This is a genomic window from Apilactobacillus bombintestini, assembly GCF_003627035.1.
GTDB lineage: Bacteria > Bacillota > Bacilli > Lactobacillales > Lactobacillaceae > Apilactobacillus > Apilactobacillus bombintestini.
In genome coordinates this window covers 972,062-991,128 of sequence record NZ_CP032626.1, presented here as the reverse complement: position 1 = coordinate 991,128, position 19,067 = coordinate 972,062, and the positions used below count along the sequence as shown (strand labels likewise).

Sequence of the window (19,067 nt, the reverse complement as noted above, 5' to 3'; positions counted from 1 at the left end):
TTAGCGCTTTTTTTATTGTATTATAAATGACACACCCGGGTATGTGTGTTACAATAACTTAGTTAATGATTTTAGAAGGGAGGGGCACCATTGAATAAAAAAGATTTATCTCGAAAGCCACAAATAGTTGTTATTGGTGGTGGAACGGGATTACCAGTGATTCTAAATAATTTAAAACAACAAGATGTTGAAATAACAGCTATTGTTAATGTCGCAGATGACGGAGGATCATCTGGTAGATTAAGTAAAGGAATCAATGCTGTTCCTCCTGGTGATATTAGAAATGTTTTAACTTCATTGTCTAATTTATCAAAAGAAGAACTTAAATTATTTCAATACCGATTTAAAAATAACGACAGTTTCTTATCTGGACATTCACTTGGTAATTTAGTAATTGCTGCTTTATCTGAAATGAAGGGCGATATTAATACTGCTGTGGAATTTTTAAGTAGTATGATGAAAATCACAGGAAAAGTATATCCAGCAACTAACGAAAGATTGCAACTATGTGCTGAATTTCAAGATGGTACACAAATGTCAGGTGAATATGAAATAACTTATGCTGATAAAAAAATTAAGCGAGTTTGGGTAGAATGCTTTGATAAGAAAAGTATTCCAGAAGCTGATGAACAAGTTATTCAGGCTATATTAAATGCTGATGAAATAGTATTAGGACCTGGTAGTTTATTTACAAGTATCTTACCTAATTTAATGATTAATAATCTGGGAAAAGCGGTTATTAAATCTAAAGCTAAAATTATATATATTTGCAATATTATGACGCAGTTAGGGGAAACAGATGGATTTACAGATGCAGATCATGTGGCAGTTTTAAATAGACATATGCATTGTAATTTTATTGATACTGTGATTGTAAATACTGAACCGGTACCTGTGGAAAAAATTGATTATCAGAAATTTAATGAAATTTGTAAACCAGTAAAACACGATCAATTATCACTGGAAAAAATGGGATGCAACACCATTGTAGGTAATTTCTTGCAGATTAATAATCATGGTGTATTTCATAATGGAAGATTGGTAGCAGAGCAGTTAGTAGATTTGTTGACAAGAAAGTAAGGCGGCGAGGACATTGTCATACGCAAGTGAAGTGAAAAAAGAACTTACTACTTTAGAAGTTCATCGAGAAAATGCTAAGGCAGAGTTAATGGCTTTGATTCGTATGAATGGATCGATTTCATTATCTAATCAAAAAATCATTTTGAATATCCAAACTGAAAATCCTGCAATAGCACGAAGAATTTATAGATTGATTTTAGAATTTTATGACGTAGAAAGTAAATTAGTTGTAAGAAAGAAAATGAAGTTAAATAAAAACAACGTCTATGTCGTAAGAATTATGTATCATGCTAAAGATATTTTGGATGATTTAGGTATTTTTGATAATTATCAAATTGTCGAAAGAGTTCCTATTGAAATGCTAAAAAATGATGCACAAGTTAGATCATATTTGAGGGGAGCTTTCTTAGCAGGCGGTTCAGTTAATAATCCAGAAACTTCTAGATATCATCTTGAAATTTATTCATTATATGAGGAACACAATGATATGATTTCAGAAATGATGAATGGTTATGAATTGAATTCTAGAACCACTGATCGTAGAAGTGGATATATCACTTATTTGAAGGAAGCTGAAAAGATTGCTAACTTCTTACAGTTAATTGGTGCTACTAACGCCATGCTTAAATTTGAAGATGTTCGAATTATGCGTGACATGAGAAATTCTGTTAACAGATTGGTTAACTGTGAGAATGCCAATATGAATAAGGTAGCTAATGCATCTACTAAACAATTAGCTAATATAAAATACATTGAAGAAACCATTGGACTAGATAAATTGCCAGAAAAATTATATGAAGTGGCAGTTACTAGGGTTAAAATGCCGGAAGTTAGTTTAAAAGAATTAAGCGAATCATTGCCTAGTGGTAGTATTTCTAAATCAGGAATTAATCATCGACTAAGAAAAATTAATGATTTTGCTGAAAAACTAAGAGAAGGATCGATATAATAAAAAAAGCTAACCAAGCGAATTGCTTGGTTAGCTTTTTATTTGTAAAAATTATTATTTTCTTTCAGAACTGTTAGTCATAATGCTATCGATTAGACCATAGTCAACTGCTTCTTGAGCGCTTAAGTACTTATCACGTTCAGTATCGCGGTTAACCTTTTCAATGCTTTGTCCAGAGTTTTGAGCTAGAATTTCATTAATCATCTTTCTAGTCTTCAAAATAGATTCAGCAGCAATAGCAATTTCAGTTTGTTGACCTTGAGCACCACCAGAAGGTTGGTGAATTAATACTTCTGAATGAGGTAATGCAAAACGTTTACCCTTAGTACCAGAAGAAGCCAAGACACTGGCCATTGAAGCAGCCATACCCATAACGATAGTTTGAACATCTGCTTTAACAAACTTCATAGTATCGTAAATGGCCATACCGGCAGTAACTACACCACCAGGTGAGTTAATGTATAGGTAAATATCCTTTTCAGAATCTTGTGCATCTAGGAATAATAGTTGAGCAATAATGGTATTAGCCATATTGTCTTCGATTGGACCTGATAGCATAATGATTCTATCTTTTAGTAGTCTTGAGTAAATGTCATAAGCACGTTCACCACTTGATGATTGTTCAATGACAGTTGGGACTAAATTCATAATTGTTTCCTCCCTTATCTTCTTTATAAATTATTTTAATTTTATATCAATGGTCAAGTAAGGTCAATTTATTTGATTGACCTTAAACCAATGCATCTGGGGGGAATCGAACCCTCATTTTAAGAACCGGAATCTTACGTGCGATCCATTACACTACAGATGCGATTAACAAACCAACTATAAAGGAAAAAAGGGCAAAATTCAAGCTCGGAAAGCCACGTAAATAAAGGTAAGAAAGAGATTTGCAAACTTAAATTAGCACTGATATACTAAGAGTGTAAGGTTTTCATATTACTTAGCAGATAATAGTTACTATTTAGTAATTATTATTTTCTGATAACTAAGCCAGTTCTATGGACGACTTAGCTAAAATGTAGTAATATTTAATCCGTACGTAGTACTCAAATTTATTTCTCTAGGGGGAAAACAGTTATGACTGTAAAAATTGGTATTAACGGTTTTGGTCGTATCGGTCGTTTGGCTTTCAAACGTATCCACGAACTAAACTCAGACGAAATTGAAGTTGCTGCTATCAATGATTTAACAACTCCTTCAATGCTTGCATATTTACTAAAATATGATTCTACTCACGGTAAGTTCCCAGGTGAAGTTTCTTCAACTGATAACGGTATCGTTGTAGACGGTAAAGAAATTCCAGTTTACGCTGAAAAGAATGCCGCTGACCTACCATGGGTTAAGAATGATGGTGTTGACTTTGTACTAGAATGTACAGGTTTCTACACTTCAGAAGAAAAATCACAAGCTCACTTAGACGCTGGTGCAAAACGTGTTCTAATTTCAGCACCTGCTGGTCAAATTAAGACTGTTGTTCCTGGTGTTAACTTGGATACTCTAAATGCTGACGACAAGATCGTTTCAGCTGGTTCATGTACTACAAGTAGTATCGCTCCTTCAGCATACTTCTTAAACAAAGACTTTGGTATCAAAGTTGGTACTATGACTACTATCCATGCATTTACTTCAACACAAGCTATCCTAGATGGCCCTCGTGGTAAGAAGTACAGAAACAACCGTACTGCTTCAACTAACACTATTCCTCACTCAACTGGTGCTGCTAAGGCTCTAGGTCTAGTTATCCCAGAACTAAACGGTAAGTTGAATGGTGTTGCTCAACGTGTTGGTATCGTTGACGGTTCATTGACTGAATTAACAGCTATCGTTGACAAGAAGAACGTTACTGCTGATGAAATCAATGCTAAGATGAAGGAACACACTGACGGTAACGAAGCATTTGGTTACAATGATGAACCAATTGTTTCAAGTGATATCATTGGTGATACTCACGGATCAGTATTTGATGCTACTCAAACTGATGTAACTACTGTTGGTGATGACCAATTAGTTAAGGTATGGACTTGGTACGATAACGAATGGGGCTTCACTTGCAACATGGTTCGTACTCTATTACACTTTGCTAAACTTTAATCTTAATTAAAGCTCTTGAGCAATAATGAAAGGTGGAGGGGGCATTTGCCTCCTCCATTTTTTATTAAAATTTTGAATTTCATGGATAAATGAAGTATATTGAAATTGTTACAAATAATAATTATTTGGGAGGTAATCTAGATTGGCTAAGACTGTTGTTTCTGATTTAGATTTAAAAGGCAAAAAAGTTTTAATGCGTGTCGACTTCAACGTTCCTATTAAGGAAGGCGTTGTTGGTGATACTAGTCGTATTGTTGGTGCTATTCCAACTATCAAATACGTTGTTGAACATGGTGGAAAGGCCGTACTATTCTCACACTTAGGTAGAATTAAGAGTGAAGACGACAAGGAAGGTCTTTCACTACGTCCAGTTGCTGAAAAGCTATCTGAACTAATTAACAAGCCTGTTACTTTCGTTCCTGAAACTGAAGGTAAAAAACTTGAAGATGCTGTTAATAACATGAATGACGGTGACATTGTATTAGTACAAAACACTCGTTATGAAGATGTTGTTAATGGTGAAAACGTAAAGCGTGAATCTGGTAACGATCCTAAATTAGGTGAATACTGGGCTTCATTAGGTGACTGCTTTGTAAACGATGCATTCGGTACTGCTCACCGTCAACACGCTTCAAACGTTGGTATTGCAAAAGCTATGGAAGCAAACAACAAACCTGTTGCTGCTGGTTTCTTAATGGAAAAAGAAATTAAGTTTATCGGTGGTGCCGTTAACGATCCTAAGCGTCCATTTGTTGCCATCTTAGGTGGTGCAAAGGTTTCTGATAAGATTGGTGTTATCGACAATCTATTAGGTAAAGCTGACAAGATCATTATCGGTGGTGGAATGACTTACACATTCTACGCTGCTAAAGGTTACAAGATTGGTAACTCATTAGTTGAAAAGGATAAGATTGACACTGCTAAGGAAATCTTAGAAAAGGGTGGAGACAAGATTGTTCTACCTGTTGACTCTGTCGTAGCTCCTGAATTTAACAATGATGCACCTACACAAGTTGTTGGTGAAGATATTCCTGATGGACAAATGGCATTAGACATTGGTCCTAAGAGTATCAAACTATTTGAAGATGTTCTAAGAAACGCTAAGACTGTTGTTTGGAATGGACCTATGGGTGTATTCGAAATGAGCAACTTTGCTAAAGGTACTTTAGCTGTTGGTAAGTTCTTAGGTGACTTAAACGAAGCTACTACTGTTGTTGGTGGTGGTGACTCAACTGCTGCATGTAACGAACTAGGTGTAGCTGACAAGCTATCACACGTTTCAACTGGTGGTGGAGCTTCACTAGAATACATGGAAGGTAAGACCTTACCAGGTATCGCTTCAATTACTGATAAATAAAAATAATAATTTTAAAGATTCGATGTTTACCATCGAATCTTTTTTTGTATAATATAGTTTAAGCAAAAATAGTAAGATATATTACAATGCTTAAAGCATCATAAGTGATAAAATTGAAGAGTGGTGTTATATCCTAAACATGAATTATGAATTAGGAGGAGGTAAATAATGAGAACTCCTTTTATTGTGGGAAACTGGAAAATGAATTTAACTATGAAACAAGTTGATGATTTTCTAGATACAATTAAAGGACAGCTTCCTGATCCAAATAATGTAGAATGTGCAATTGCTGCATCATCTATTTATTTGGATAAACTAACTGAATATTGTAAAAATGATGTTCATTTAAAGGCCGCTGCACAGAATTGCTTTTATAAAAATTCTGGTGCATACACAGGAGAAGTTAGTCCTATGGCAATTGCTGACATGGGCGTTTCGTATGTTATGTTAGGACATTCAGAACGCAGAAAGTATTTCCATGAAAGCAATCAAATGATTAATAAAAAGGTTAAAGCTGTATTATCAAATGGTATGGTGCCTATCATTTGTTGTGATGAAACTATGGCAAAACGTAAAACATATGATGAAATGAATTGGGTAGTAAATCCTGTTATTGAAGCTCTTAAGGGAGTATCTGCTGAGGATGCTAAGAAAATAGTCATTGGCTACGAACCAAGTTGGGCTATTGGAACTGGTAAATCAGCAAGTGGTAAAGAAATTGAAGAAGCTTGCTTTTTAATCAGAGAGACTATTCAAGATTTATATGGTAAAGAAGTTTCTGATTTAGTAAGAATTGTATATGGTGGCAGTGTTAATGCTAAAAATGTAAAAGAAATTATGAGCCAACCTGATGTTGATGGCGTATTGCCTGGTACCAGCAGTTTGAAGCCAGAAGATTTTATAAAAATAACTAATTTTGGAAAATAATTTAATTTATATACAAGTTTTTCATTGCAAGTTTAGCGTTAAAATAATAAAATAAAAGTAGCCTTGATTCCGAGGTAACAACTTTCATTAAGGAGAGAATAAAATGTCAATTATTTCAGATATTTATGCTCGAGAAGTTTTAGATTCTCGTGGAAATCCTACAGTTGAAGTAGAACTATATACTGAAGCAGGTGCTATGGGACGCGGTATCGTTCCTTCAGGTGCTTCTACCGGTGAACACGAAGCCGTTGAATTACGTGACGGTGACAAGAACCGTTACATGGGTAAAGGTGTTACTAAGGCTGTTAACAACGTTAATAACATTATTGCTAAAGAAATTGTTGGTTACGATGTAACTGACCAAGTTGCTATTGACCAAGCAATGATCAAGTTAGACGGTACTCCTAACAAAGGTAAGTTAGGTGCTAACGCTATTCTTGGTGTTTCATTAGCTGCTGCACGTGCTGCTGCTGATGAACTAGGTGTTCCTTTGTACAACTACCTTGGTGGTTTCAATGGACACGTATTACCAACACCAATGATGAACGTTATCAATGGTGGTAAGCATGCCAACAACAAGGTTGACTTCCAAGAATTTATGATTATGCCTGTTGGTGCAAAGACTGTTAAAGAAGCCGTACGTATGGGTTCTGAAACATTCCACAACTTAAAGGCTATTTTAAACGAAAAAGGTTACTCAACTGCCGTAGGTGACGAAGGTGGTTTTGCTCCTGATTTGAAGAACAACGAAGAACCATTCGAAATTCTAGTTGAAGCTATCCAACGTGCTGGATACAAGCCAGGTAAAGATGTTTCAATCGCATTTGACTGTGCTGCTTCAGAATTCTACGATGCAGATACTAAGAAGTACAACCTAGTAGGTGACGGTAAGTCATACTCTGCTGATGAATTTGTTACATTACTAGAACAATTAGTAGACAAATACCCAATCATCTCAATCGAAGATCCATTGGATGAAAACGAATGGGAAGACTGGCAAATGGCTACTAAGCGCTTAGGTAAGAAAGTACAAATCGTTGGTGATGACCTATTTGTAACTAACACTAACTACCTAAGAAAAGGTATCAAGATGGGCGTTTCAAATGCTATCTTAATCAAGCTAAACCAAATTGGTACTTTAACAGAAACTGTAAATGCTGTTGAAATGGCTAAAGAAGCTGGTTACACAGCTATCATCTCACACCGTTCTGGTGAAACTGAAGATACTACAATTTCTGACTTAGTTGTTGCTCTAAATGCTGGTCAAATTAAGACTGGTTCAATGAGCCGTGGCGAACGTATCGCTAAGTACAACCAATTAATGAGAATTGAAGATCAATTAGGTTCAGTTGCTGAATACAAAGGTATTCACTCATTCTACAACCTAACTGAAGAAGCTCGTAACAACATTGTTAACAAATAATTGATTGTTACTAACTTATAAAGAAGCGTTGATTTTATCAACGCTTCTTTTTTATACATAATTTCATGTGGTATGATTAATATACTAGAAAAAGAGGCGAATGTAGTTTGAAATGGGACAATTTAAGACGTTTTAAATCAGTTTTGTATGGAATGGTTATAGGAATAATTGTCGGCTTTGTAGTTAGCTTTTTTAGAATCTCAATAGAAGCATTATCAAGTCAGATATTAAAATTAGCTCATTTTTCTATACATAACTTATTAGGAGTAGTTATTTTAATATTAATTAATCTATTAATAGCGATATTCGTTTATGGATTAATTAAGTCAGATCCTAATATAAAAGGTTCAGGTATTCCTCAAGTAGAAGGGCAATTAAATGGTGAACTAGATTATTCTTGGCTATCTGTACTAATTAAGAAGTTCATAGGTGGAGTATTATCTATTTCTAGTGGACTTTTCTTGGGTAGAGAAGGTCCTTCTATTCAATTAGGAGCTTCGGCTGCACAAGGATTTGCATCTATAACTCATAAAAAGGGAGTTAGTAAAGATTGTATTATTGCTGGTGGATCAGCAGCAGGATTATCAGCAGCATTTAATGCACCAATAGCTAGTACGTTGTTTGTATTAGAAGAGATTTATCATAACTTTTCCACACCAGTTTGGTTAGTGGCTTTGTCAGCTTCTATTAGTTCTAACTTTGTTTCTACGGCTATTTTCGGAAAAATACCGGTTTTGCATATGAGTTATTCACAAGTGATTCCATTACATATATATCCTTATTTAATTTTATTGGGGATAATGTTAGGAATCGGTGGAAGAATTTATGAGTTATGCACATTGCACATCAATGAATGGTACAAAAAACTTAATAAGATTCCTGAAATAGTTTGGATTTTATTGCCATTTTTCTTGGTTATTCCTTTAGATATGTATTTGCCACACATAGTAGGTGGTGGTAGTGGATTAGTACTTAGAATTGCACAAATTGCTCCATCTATGAGTACCTTAATTTTGTTCTTATTAATTAGATTTTCTTTCTCTATTCTGTCTTATGCAACTGGGTTGCCTGGTGGGATATTCTTACCAATGTTAACGCTAGGAGCGTTGTTAGGTGGCATTTTTGCCAGAATTTTGATTAGTTTGCATGTATTGCCTGATACTTATTTTGTTAACTTCATTATTATTTCTATGAGCGGCTTTTTTGCTTGTATCAGTAAATCACCATTTACAGCTATCTTGTTGATAACTGAAATGGTAGGATCATTACAAAATCTAATGGCATTAGCTTTTGTCACTTTAATAGCTTATGAAGTTACCGATTTATTAGGTGGAAGTCCCATTTATAACGAAATGCTACAAAAATTACTTAGTCCGCAAGAATTATCCACTAGTGGAAAACTAGTTAATATGTTTTTCTCAGTTCAATTGGGTTCACAATTAGCTGACAAAAAGGTTAAAGATGTTCAATGGCCAGAGGGATGCATAGTATGCAGTATTACTAGAAATGAAAAATCATTAATTCCTGATGGTGAAACTGTTATTAAAGCTGGGGATAACATTGAATTATCCACTAATAGAGATAATAGGGGTTATGTTTATACACATGTGGAAAAACTAGCTCTAAATTGATGACTTTTTACTTATAGCTTTAATTGGAAAGATTTAATTTATTATGATACACTTAACAGTAAAGTTAAAAGTTAAAAATGAAACCTATTTAATATTAGGTAGGAGGCAACGAATTGTACAATTTCTTAATGGATATAATTTGGATTGACAGTATATTGATTATTATTGCTGTCTTAATGCAACCAGCTAAGACTAATAATGATGCAATGTCTTCTCTAACCGGTGGTGCCGATGATTTGTTTGCGCATGCTAAGCCACGTGGTTTCGAAGCATTTATGCAAAAAGTAACAGTAGTATTACTAATTATTTTCTTTGCGTCAGCATTAGGTTTAGTTGTATTGTCATCTCATTAGTTTGTAAAACTCCTGTGATTAGCAGGAGCTTTTTTTATCTAAGTCATTATTTTTTATGACAGATGGTATAAAAATGTTAGAATAGTGCTTAAGAGTTGTCGTATTTGATTTTGATCAAAAATATTAAAAATAATGAGGAATATGTTGTGGAAGAAAATAGTTTAAAACAAGAAATTCATGCAGTTTTACAAAAATTTCCTACTAAGGAATTTTCTGTAGAAAACTTAGCAGATGAATTAGGATATCATGGTGCTAATGCATTTAAACTAATCGTACAAGCATTAGCGGTTTTAGAACGCGAAGAAAGTGCGCTAGTTACCGAAGCAGGTAATTTTAAATTAAATGCACAAGGTGCAAAAATTCAAGGAACTTTTCATGCTAATCCAAAGGGATTTGGTTTCGTAAATTACGATGAAAACTTAGATGATGCCTTTATTGCACCTGATAATACTTTACATGCCATGAATGGTGACACTGTTGAAATGGAAATTGTGAAACGTGCCGACCAAAATTCTGGTAAAGGACCTGAAGGTAAAGTTACCAACATTGTAGGACGTAATTATGAACAAGTAGTTGGTGAATTTACTAAAACCGATGATGACAAAGGTTATGTAGGTCAAGTTAAGTTAAAAGAAAAGAAGTTAATGAATTATAACTTCTATGTAACTGGGGTAGGTTTAAAACCAACTCCCGGTGAAGTTGTAACTGCCGAAATTACAGAATATCCAAGTGAAGACCATCCTGACTACATGGTAGGTATTGCTAAGGAAGTAATCGGTAGTGTGGATGATCCTGGAATTGATATTTTACAAATTGTGTATGCACACAATATACCAGCTCAATTCCCAGAAGATGTTTTACAAGAAGCAGATGCTATTCCTGAAACTATTAGTGAAGAAGAAAAAGCTGGAAGAGAAGATGTAACTGATCAAGATTTAGTTACTATTGATGGTGAATCTTCTAAAGACTTGGATGATGCGGTTACAGTTTGGAAATTACCAAATGGTAACTATCATTTAGGTGTTCATATTGCGGATGTTTCACATTACGTTAAGCCAGGAAGTCTTTTAGATGAAGAAGCATACAAGCGTGGAACTTCTACCTACTTAACAGATAGAGTTATTCCTATGCTTCCAAGAAGATTATCTAATGGAATTTGTTCATTAAACGAAGGTGAACTTCGTTTATGTATGAGTTGTGAAATGGAAATTAATCCAGCCGGAAATGTGGTTAAACACCGTATTCATCCTAGTGTTATGAAATCTAAGGCTAGAATGACATATAAGGCAGTTAATGACATTTTAGAAGCTCATGATGAAAAAACTATGGAAAAATATAAAGATTTAGTTCCTATGTTTGAAGAAATGGGCGAATTACACAAGATTTTATACAAACAACGTCGTCGTCGTGGTGCCATTGATTTTGATGACAATGAAGCAGAAATTATTTGTGATGAAAATGGACACCCAATTGACATTAAAGTAAGAGTTAGAGGTACAGCTGAAAGAATGATTGAATCATTTATGCTTGCAGCTAACGAAACTGTTGCCGAACATTATTGCAAGAAACACGTACCATTTGTTTACCGTGTTCACGAAACTCCAGATGGTGAACGTGTTAAGAATTTCTTTGAATTCTTGAGTGCATTCGGTGTTGATGTTAAGGGTGATCCAGATCACTTGAAACCCAAGGTATTACAAAATGTATTAAAGAAGGTTGCTGGTAAGCCAGAAGAAGCTGCTGTATCAGTTATGATGCTAAGAAGTTTAAAGCAAGCTAGATACACTGACCAACCATTAGGACACTTTGGTTTAGGTGCTGAATATTATACTCACTTTACTTCACCAATTAGAAGATACCCTGATACTATGGTTCATCGTCTAATTCATCATTATGAAGATAAAGGAATTAATGCTGAATCTAAGGCTAAGTATGGTAACTTGCTAGAAGAAATTGGTGATCATTCATCTAAATGTGAACGTCGTTCTGTAGATGCTGAACGTGATACTGATGCAATGAAGAAGGCTGAATATATGGCTGACCATATCGGTGAAGAATTTGATGCTACAGTAAGTTCTGTATTGAAGTTTGGTATGTTTGTTGAATTAGACAACACTGTAGAAGGACTTGTTCACATTAGTCGTATGAAAGATGATTATTATGAATTCATTGAAAAGTATCTAGCATTAGTTGGTCGTAATACCCATAGAACATACCGTATTGGACAACCTATTAGAGTTAAGGTAGTTAATGTGGATGTTGACCAAAGTGCTGTTGACTTTGATATTGTAAATCCAGAAGATGCTCCTTTATCTAAATTAAAGGCTGAAAGTCATAATAACGGAGCACATGGTCGTAACAACCATCGTCGTGGTGATCGTCGTAATAACAATAATCACCGCAACAACAAACGTGGTAAATATGGTCATAATCGTTCTAGAAATAATAACCATCATGGTCGTAATAACTCTAGACATTAATGAATTCGGATTTCAGAGGTGATTTGAAATGGCGAAGAAAAAAAGAACCCAAAACGATAAGAATTTGATGGCCCAAAATCGTAAGGCTCGTCATGATTATCGAGTACTACAAACCTATGAAGCAGGAATTGCACTTACTGGAACTGAAATTAAATCTATTCGTGCTCGTCGCATTAATATTAAAGATGGATTTGCACAAATTAGAGATGGACAACCTACTTTGATGAATGTTCATATTAGTGAATATGCACAAGGTAATCAATTTAACCATGATCCATTAAGAAATCGTAAGTTACTACTACACAAACAAGAAATCAAACGTTTGGCTAGAGAAACTGATAAAAAGGGAATTACTTTAATTCCACTTAAGGTTTATCTAAAAAAAGGTTTCGCAAAAGTATTGTTAGGAGTAGCTGAAGGTAAGCGTGATTACGATAAGCGTGAAACTATAAAGAGACGTGATCAAGAACGAGAAATTTCTCGTGTATTGAAAAAACGTCGTTAAAAAAAGCCCTTTATTAATAAAGGGCTTTTTTTGTAAATATGATTTAGCTAATAATTATGATAGAATTGTAATGAGGTGTTGAAAGTGAAACCTTTTATTCACAATGACTGGTGGGAAGTATTAAAGCCAGAATTTGAAAAATCATATTATCAAGAATTAAGAAAATTTTTAGTAAATGAATACCAACATTATGATATTCATCCAGATGCTGATAAAATATATGAAGCCTTTGAATGGACACCATTTTCAAAAGTAAAAGTAGTTATTTTAGGACAAGATCCATATCATGAACCTAATCAGGCTCATGGATTGAGTTTTTCTGTATTACCTGGTGTAAAGATTCCACCTTCATTGCGTAATATATATAAGGAACTACAAAGTGATTTAGGGGTAAAACCTGTTAATCATGGCTATTTAGAAAAATGGGCAAAACAAGGTGTTTTGTTATTAAATTCAGTACTAACTGTACGTAATGGGGTAGCATTCTCACATAAATCCAAGGGATGGGAACAACTAACTGATAAAGCAATCGAAAAATTATCAGAACGTCCTGAACCAGTGGTATTTATCCTTTGGGGAAGAGCTGCTAGAAATAAAATAAAATTGATTAACACTAATACTAATATTGTTATTCAATCAGCACATCCTAGTCCACTTTCTGCTAATCGTGGATTCTTTGGTTCTAGACCATTCTCTAAAACCAATACAGCATTAAAATCTATAGGTGAAAAACCAATTGATTGGCAGTTACCAGAACATGTAGATAATCATTAGGAGGAAGAAAAATGAGTTTATTAGACGAATTAAAAGCAAAAATTAATGGATTAAACAAACGTATTGTTTTTCCAGAAGGTGACGATATTAGAATTATTGAAGCAGCTAGCCGATTAGCTGATGAAAAACTAATTCACCCAATTTTATTAGGAAATCCAGAAAAAATTGCTGCTAATGCTAAAGATTTTAATTTAGATAATGTAGAAATTTTAGATATTGATAATTATCCAAAAGATGATTATGAAGAAATGCTAGATGCATTAGAAGAACGTCGTAACGGTAAGAATACTCGTGAACAACTTGCTGGATGGTTAAAAGATCCTAATTACTTTGGTACTATGTTAGTTTACATGGATAAGGTAGATGGAATGGTTTCAGGTGCTGCACATGCAACTGGAGATACAGTTCGTCCTGCATTACAAATTATTAAAACTAAACCAGGTATGCGTCGTATTTCTGGTTCATTCTTATTACAAAAGGGTGATACTAGATATGTATTTGCTGATTGTGCAATTAATTTAGACTTAGATGCAGCTGGTATGGTTGAAGTTGCTAAACAAAGTGTAATTACTGCTAAGCAATTCAATATTGATCCTAAAGTAGCATTTTTAAGTTTCTCAACTAAGGGTTCTGCTAAAGGTGATATGGTAACTAAGGTTCAAGAAGCTGCTGAAATGGCTAAATCTGAACTAGATGTACCTTCTGATGGTGAATTACAATTTGATGCTGCTTTAGTACCAGAAGTTGCCAAGAGCAAAGCACCAGATTCAAAAGTCGCTGGTAATGCTAATGTATTTGTATTCCCTGAATTACAATCAGGAAACATTGGATACAAGATTGCTCAACGTTTAGGTGGCTTTGAAGCATTTGGACCATTGCTACAAGGATTAGCTAAACCAGTTTCTGACTTATCTAGAGGTTGTGTAGCAGAAGACGTTTACAACGTAGCTATTATTAATGCAATTCAATCATTGTAAAATGAGGAGGTAATGATTCTTGAAAAAAGTAAATGTAGAATCTCCTGAAGAAACAATGGAATATGGGAATAAACTTTCCCAATACTTGGCACCTAAAGATGTTATTTTGTTAGATGGTGATCTTGGTGCAGGTAAAACTACCTTTACCAAAGGATTGGCTAAAGGATTAGGCATTAAACGTAATATAAAAAGTCCTACTTTTACTATTATTCGTGAATATAAAGGTGGTCGTTTGCCACTATATCATATGGATATTTACCGTTTAGATGACGGTAGTGGGGATGAATTAGGCCTTGAAGAATATTTCAATGGTGATGGTGTAAATGTCATTGAATGGTCTAAGTATATAGCTGATGAATTACCTGACAATTATTTAAAGATTATTTTTAAACGTGATGACAGCAAGAGCGAAAATTACAGAACAATATCTTTTGAACCTAAAGGAAAACGATTTGAAGATATGGTAGAAAAGGTTTTTGAATAATCGTAATGATTAATTCTACTGACATAAATGTAAAAATTGCTCAACCGCATGATGCTGAAGAAGTTATACAACTGTTAAGCCAATTAAAATCAGAATCGGATTCTTTTACTATTGATCCTAAATTAGGTGAACTACCGGTAGAAGCTCAGGCAAGAGAAATTATGTTAATTAATCAAACTAGAAGCTTCTTGATGGTAATTGCTAGATACAAAGACAAATTAGTTGGTATTGCTACTGTTCAAGAATTAGAAGAATCTGGTTTTGGTGAAATTGGAGTGGCAGTTTTAAAAGACTATTGGCATCAATCTGTAGGAACTCATTTAATAAATTTTGTAATTAATTGGGGAATTCATGATAGTAACTTAGAGCGTTTATTACTACTAGTTAAGAAGACTAATAGTAATGCTGTTGGATTATATAAAAAATGTGGTTTTAATAATAGTAAAAAACGGATTATTAATGCTAAAGGTATGGTTCAATCTACTATAGAAATGCAATATAGATTAAAAAAATAAACATCCAAATGGATGTTTATTTTTTTATGCGTATAAATTGTTTAATGGCATCGTCTGTAAAATGCTTATCTTGATAAATTAAGATATTAGCACAAGCTAAACTATCATCTAATGCGTTATGGTGATGATGTAATTCAATACCTAAGTTATCGCATACAGTGTTTAATTTATGATTTTTAAATTCTGGATAAAATGCTTTACTGGTTTTAACAGTATCTAGTGTTAAATACATTGGTACTGTTAAACCGTATCTAATTAAAGTTTTAGATAAAACACTATTGTCGAAGGAATTATTATGAGCTATTACTAATTTGTCTTTGCTAAAGAACTGTTTAATAATGGGCCAAATTTCTGGAAAGGTAGGTGCATCTGCCACATCTTTGGGATAAATGTTATTTATAGAACTATTGCGGCCGCTAAAAGGTGCTTCTGGGTTAATTAAAGAATAAAATTCATCAACTACTTTATTATCGCGAACTACTACCAAAGCCAGTGAGCAGGGACTTTCACGTTTACTATTGGCCGTTTCAAAATCAATTGCTACGAAATTCATAATAAACTCCTTTTTTAGTTTCTTGTACGATTATAACATAGGACTAAAAGCCTGTATCGTGGTAAAATTAAGGTACGCGACAAATTATGTTTATAAGGAAAATGATTATTATGAAAAATATAAAAATTTTAAAAAATGAACCATTATCAAATTACACATTTACCAAAACTGGTGGAAATGCTGATATGGTAGCTTTTCCTACTTCAGTAAAACAAGTACAAGAATTATTAAACATGGCTAAAGAAAAGAATATGCCTATTACTGTGTTAGGTAATGCTAGTAATTTAATCATTAAAGATGGCGGTATTACTGGATTAGTTATTATCTTAACTGAAATGAATAACATCGAAGTTGAAGATAATTTGGTAACTGCACAAGCAGGTGCTAGATATATCGATACTACTATTGCAGCGCAAAAACATGGCTTAACAGGAATAGAATTTGCTGCTGGAATTCCAGGTAGTATTGGTGGTGCCATCTTTATGAACGCTGGTGCATATGGTGGTGAAACTGCTAATGTAGTAGATTCAGCTATGGTATTAACGCCAGAAAATGAAATCAAAAAATTAGATAATAAAGAATTAGATTTTGGATATCGTCACAGTTCCGTACAAGATTACGATGATATTGTTTTGTCTGCTACTTTTAAACTAAAGCCAGGCGACCGTGACAAAATTCAAGCTGAAATGGATCATTTAAATGAATTAAGAGCTTCCAAGCAACCATTGGATTTACCATCATGTGGTAGTGTATTTAAACGTCCTAAAGGCTATTTTGCAGGAAAATTGATTCATGACGCAGGATTACAAGGATATCAATCTGGTGGTGCCCAAGTATCTAAGAAGCATGCTGGATTCATTGTTAATATTGATCATGCTACTGCTACAGATTACCTACATGTTATTAAGCATGTGCAAGACACTGTTTATAAGAAAAACCAAGTTCATTTGGAAACCGAGGTAAGAATTATCGGAAACGACAAAAAATAGGGGGGATTGAATGCAGATACTCGAAACCATTTTATTGCTATCAGCACTTTTACTGCTTTCTACTGTCTGTAATCATTATGTCAAAAGCATTCCAGTAAGTTTAATTCAAGTAATATTGGGATGCGGTTTAGCTTTAATTTTTAATTTTAGTATCAATTTGAGTACCGATTGGTTTCTTCTATTATTTATAGCTCCGTTATTATTCAATGACGGAAGAAGATTTCCCAAAGATGAATTGTGGGAATTACGAGGACCGATTTTTGCTAATTCTATTATTCTGGTATTTATAACAATGTCAGTAGGTGGATGGATTATTTATAAATTAATTCCATCTATGCCATTACCAGTTGCATTTGCATTAGCAGCAATTTTATCTCCTACGGATCCCATTGCCGTGGAATCTATTGCTAAGAAAGCACGATTGCCTAAAAACATTTTGCATTTAGTTAATGGAGAAGGTTTAATTAACGATGCTAGTGGATTGATTGGATTTAAATATGCTATTGCAGCTACAATATACGGAACTTTTTCATTGAAGAGTGCTGTAGGTGATTTCTTTTATATAAGTTTGGCGGGAGCATTAATTGGTGTAGTAACCATGATGGCAATATCATTGCTTAGAAAGAGTTTATACAAAAAAGGTTTAAACAATGTAGTATTCAATGTAGTGCTACAAATATTGTCACCATTTTTGATTTATCTTTTATCAGAAGATGTTTTTCATGCCTCTGGCGTAATTGCTGTAGTAACGGCTGGAATAGTCTATCATGTTAATAATAGTAATTCACAAGCGTCTTCAGCAGAATTAGTCCTAGTAAGTGAACAAGCATGGGATATAATTGTTTATTTACTTAACGGAATCGTTTTCTTAATATTAGGAATTGAGTTGCCATTTGCTATGAAATCAGTAGTGAATGGGATGCAATTTAATACTTTTGTTTCAATTGGATATGCCGTAATAACCTGGTTGATTTTATTAGTAATCAGAATTGCTTGGATTTTAATATATGAAATCTTTAATAATTTAATTACTACCAGACGTTTAGGACCAATAGACTTTAGAGCTGCTAATATTGTAGGATTCTCTGGTGTTAGAGGTTCTATTACTATGGCCGGGGTATTATCTATTCCGTTGGTAACTGAACAACAACGTATTTTCCCGGATAGAGATTTAGTGCTATTTATTGCTTCAATAGTAATTGTGCTAAGTTTGTTAGCTGCAGTGATTGTTTTACCGATTATATCTAAAAATGATCCAGTGGTTTCATATAATAACGATAATCATTGGAATGAAGAAAAAGCGCGTATATTTGTTTTAAATTACGTTATTGATGAATTAAAAGCCATGGATAATATGGATAAACATATTGGAAATATTTTAATTGATCAATATGAATTAATGATACGTCAATTATCATCTATAAAGCCCAATGCTTTAGAAAGAAAAGTACGCAGTTTAGCGGTTGAATATGAACATAAAGCAGTTCGTAAATTAGTTATTAAAGGTGAAATAACTCATAATGAAGCCAATATAATTAATTATCAAATTAACCATCGCGAGTTAAAAAACTCAGTTGCGTTTAATGATTTTAATTTAAAACTGGAAGTTATTTCTGCATTCCAAACTATTAAATTGTGGTTATTTAGACAAAAATCGGATGCAAAACAAAAGAGAAGAATTCAAAAAGCTTTAATAAAGATTAATGAATTTACTATTGAGAGCTTACAGAATAGAAGTAACGATAATAAAGTAATAAATGCAATGGTGGATGAGTATACCAACCTAAATGCAGTATTAAAAACGCGTTCTCTAGATTATGAAAAGTATTATCGAATAACTAAAGAGCATGCGCTAGAACTACAAAGACGTGCTATTCAACAATTGTTAATTGAAGATAAAATTAGTTTAGATTTAGCATCTAAATTAAGACAAGAAGTAAATTATGTAGAAAATAATGAATTAAGTTCATAAAAAA

18 protein-coding genes and 1 tRNA gene are annotated in these 19,067 nt (G+C 33.7%); 16 read left to right on the top strand and 3 right to left on the bottom strand.

The annotated features are described in order from the left end of the window. Window positions 1–90 precede the first annotated feature (90 nt). On the top strand, window positions 91–1,080 hold the full coding sequence (locus tag D7I45_RS04950; protein WP_120784626.1) for a gluconeogenesis factor YvcK family protein: 990 nt from the start codon (window positions 91–93) through the stop codon (window positions 1,078–1,080). Window positions 1,081–1,093: 13 nt separating this feature from the next. Further along, window positions 1,094–2,029, top strand: coding sequence for a DNA-binding protein WhiA (gene whiA / locus D7I45_RS04945; RefSeq protein ID WP_120784625.1), 936 nt, complete (start codon window positions 1,094–1,096; stop codon window positions 2,027–2,029). Between the two features lie 54 nt (window positions 2,030–2,083). Here the strand turns inward: whiA and clpP are convergent, their stop codons facing one another. Together clpP and D7I45_RS04935 are read right to left on the bottom strand one after the other, a co-directional pair. After that, window positions 2,084–2,677: an ATP-dependent Clp endopeptidase proteolytic subunit ClpP gene (gene clpP / locus D7I45_RS04940; RefSeq protein WP_120784624.1), complete on the bottom strand. Its 594-nt coding sequence runs from the start codon at window positions 2,675–2,677 to the stop codon at window positions 2,084–2,086. 91 nt (window positions 2,678–2,768) lie between these two features. Continuing rightward, a tRNA-Arg gene (locus D7I45_RS04935) sits at window positions 2,769–2,840 on the bottom strand. Window positions 2,841–3,109: 269 nt separating this feature from the next. On the opposite strand from D7I45_RS04935, the gene gap reads away from it, so the two are divergent. From gap to D7I45_RS04875, 12 genes are all read left to right on the top strand, one after another. Further along, window positions 3,110–4,123, top strand: coding sequence for a type I glyceraldehyde-3-phosphate dehydrogenase (gene gap / locus D7I45_RS04930; protein ID WP_120784623.1), 1,014 nt, complete (start codon window positions 3,110–3,112; stop codon window positions 4,121–4,123). A 142-nt stretch (window positions 4,124–4,265) separates the two neighbouring features. Next, window positions 4,266–5,480, top strand: coding sequence for a phosphoglycerate kinase (locus D7I45_RS04925; protein WP_120784622.1), 1,215 nt, complete (start codon window positions 4,266–4,268; stop codon window positions 5,478–5,480). 168 nt (window positions 5,481–5,648) lie between these two features. Further along, complete coding sequence (tpiA, locus tag D7I45_RS04920) at window positions 5,649–6,407, top strand: triose-phosphate isomerase (RefSeq protein ID WP_120784621.1); 759 nt, start codon at window positions 5,649–5,651, stop codon at window positions 6,405–6,407. A gap of 103 nt (window positions 6,408–6,510) precedes the next feature. After that, a complete protein-coding gene (gene eno, locus D7I45_RS04915; RefSeq protein WP_120784620.1) occupies window positions 6,511–7,830 on the top strand; it encodes a phosphopyruvate hydratase in 1,320 nt (439 codons plus the stop codon). 152 nt (window positions 7,831–7,982) lie between these two features. Further along, a complete protein-coding gene (locus D7I45_RS04910; protein WP_120784889.1) occupies window positions 7,983–9,461 on the top strand; it encodes a ClC family H(+)/Cl(-) exchange transporter in 1,479 nt (492 codons plus the stop codon). Window positions 9,462–9,574: 113 nt separating this feature from the next. Continuing rightward, window positions 9,575–9,814, top strand: coding sequence for a preprotein translocase subunit SecG (secG, locus tag D7I45_RS04905; RefSeq protein WP_120784619.1), 240 nt, complete (start codon window positions 9,575–9,577; stop codon window positions 9,812–9,814). A gap of 146 nt (window positions 9,815–9,960) precedes the next feature. Beyond that, window positions 9,961–12,294 (top strand): ribonuclease R, encoded by a 2,334-nt coding sequence (gene rnr / locus D7I45_RS04900; protein ID WP_120784618.1) that lies wholly within the window; start codon window positions 9,961–9,963, stop codon window positions 12,292–12,294. A 28-nt stretch (window positions 12,295–12,322) separates the two neighbouring features. Next, a complete protein-coding gene (gene smpB, locus D7I45_RS04895; protein ID WP_120784617.1) occupies window positions 12,323–12,799 on the top strand; it encodes an SsrA-binding protein SmpB in 477 nt (158 codons plus the stop codon). Window positions 12,800–12,883: 84 nt separating this feature from the next. Continuing rightward, window positions 12,884–13,573 carry a uracil-DNA glycosylase gene (locus tag D7I45_RS04890; protein WP_120784616.1) on the top strand — a complete coding sequence of 230 codons (690 nt, stop codon included), beginning with the start codon at window positions 12,884–12,886 and terminating at the stop codon, window positions 13,571–13,573. Window positions 13,574–13,584: 11 nt separating this feature from the next. Next, complete coding sequence (pta, locus tag D7I45_RS04885; RefSeq protein WP_120784615.1) at window positions 13,585–14,550, top strand: phosphate acetyltransferase; 966 nt, start codon at window positions 13,585–13,587, stop codon at window positions 14,548–14,550. Window positions 14,551–14,569: 19 nt separating this feature from the next. Beyond that, the gene (gene tsaE / locus D7I45_RS04880) at window positions 14,570–15,034 is read left to right on the top strand and encodes a tRNA (adenosine(37)-N6)-threonylcarbamoyltransferase complex ATPase subunit type 1 TsaE (protein ID WP_120784614.1); all 465 of its coding nucleotides are present in this window, start codon (window positions 14,570–14,572) and stop codon (window positions 15,032–15,034) included. Window positions 15,035–15,039: 5 nt separating this feature from the next. Then, a complete protein-coding gene (locus tag D7I45_RS04875; protein WP_120784613.1) occupies window positions 15,040–15,549 on the top strand; it encodes a GNAT family N-acetyltransferase in 510 nt (169 codons plus the stop codon). Between the two features lie 16 nt (window positions 15,550–15,565). Here the strand turns inward: D7I45_RS04875 and D7I45_RS04870 are convergent, their stop codons facing one another. After that, entirely contained in the window at window positions 15,566–16,102 is a 537-nt protein-coding gene (locus tag D7I45_RS04870; RefSeq protein WP_120784612.1) for a 3'-5' exonuclease, read from the bottom strand. A gap of 101 nt (window positions 16,103–16,203) precedes the next feature. Between D7I45_RS04870 and murB the strand changes: the two genes are divergently transcribed. Together murB and D7I45_RS04860 are read left to right on the top strand one after the other, a co-directional pair. After that, window positions 16,204–17,091, top strand: coding sequence for a UDP-N-acetylmuramate dehydrogenase (murB, locus tag D7I45_RS04865; protein ID WP_340137532.1), 888 nt, complete (start codon window positions 16,204–16,206; stop codon window positions 17,089–17,091). Between the two features lie 10 nt (window positions 17,092–17,101). After that, window positions 17,102–19,063, top strand: coding sequence for a cation:proton antiporter (locus tag D7I45_RS04860; protein ID WP_120784610.1), 1,962 nt, complete (start codon window positions 17,102–17,104; stop codon window positions 19,061–19,063). Window positions 19,064–19,067 lie beyond the last annotated feature (4 nt).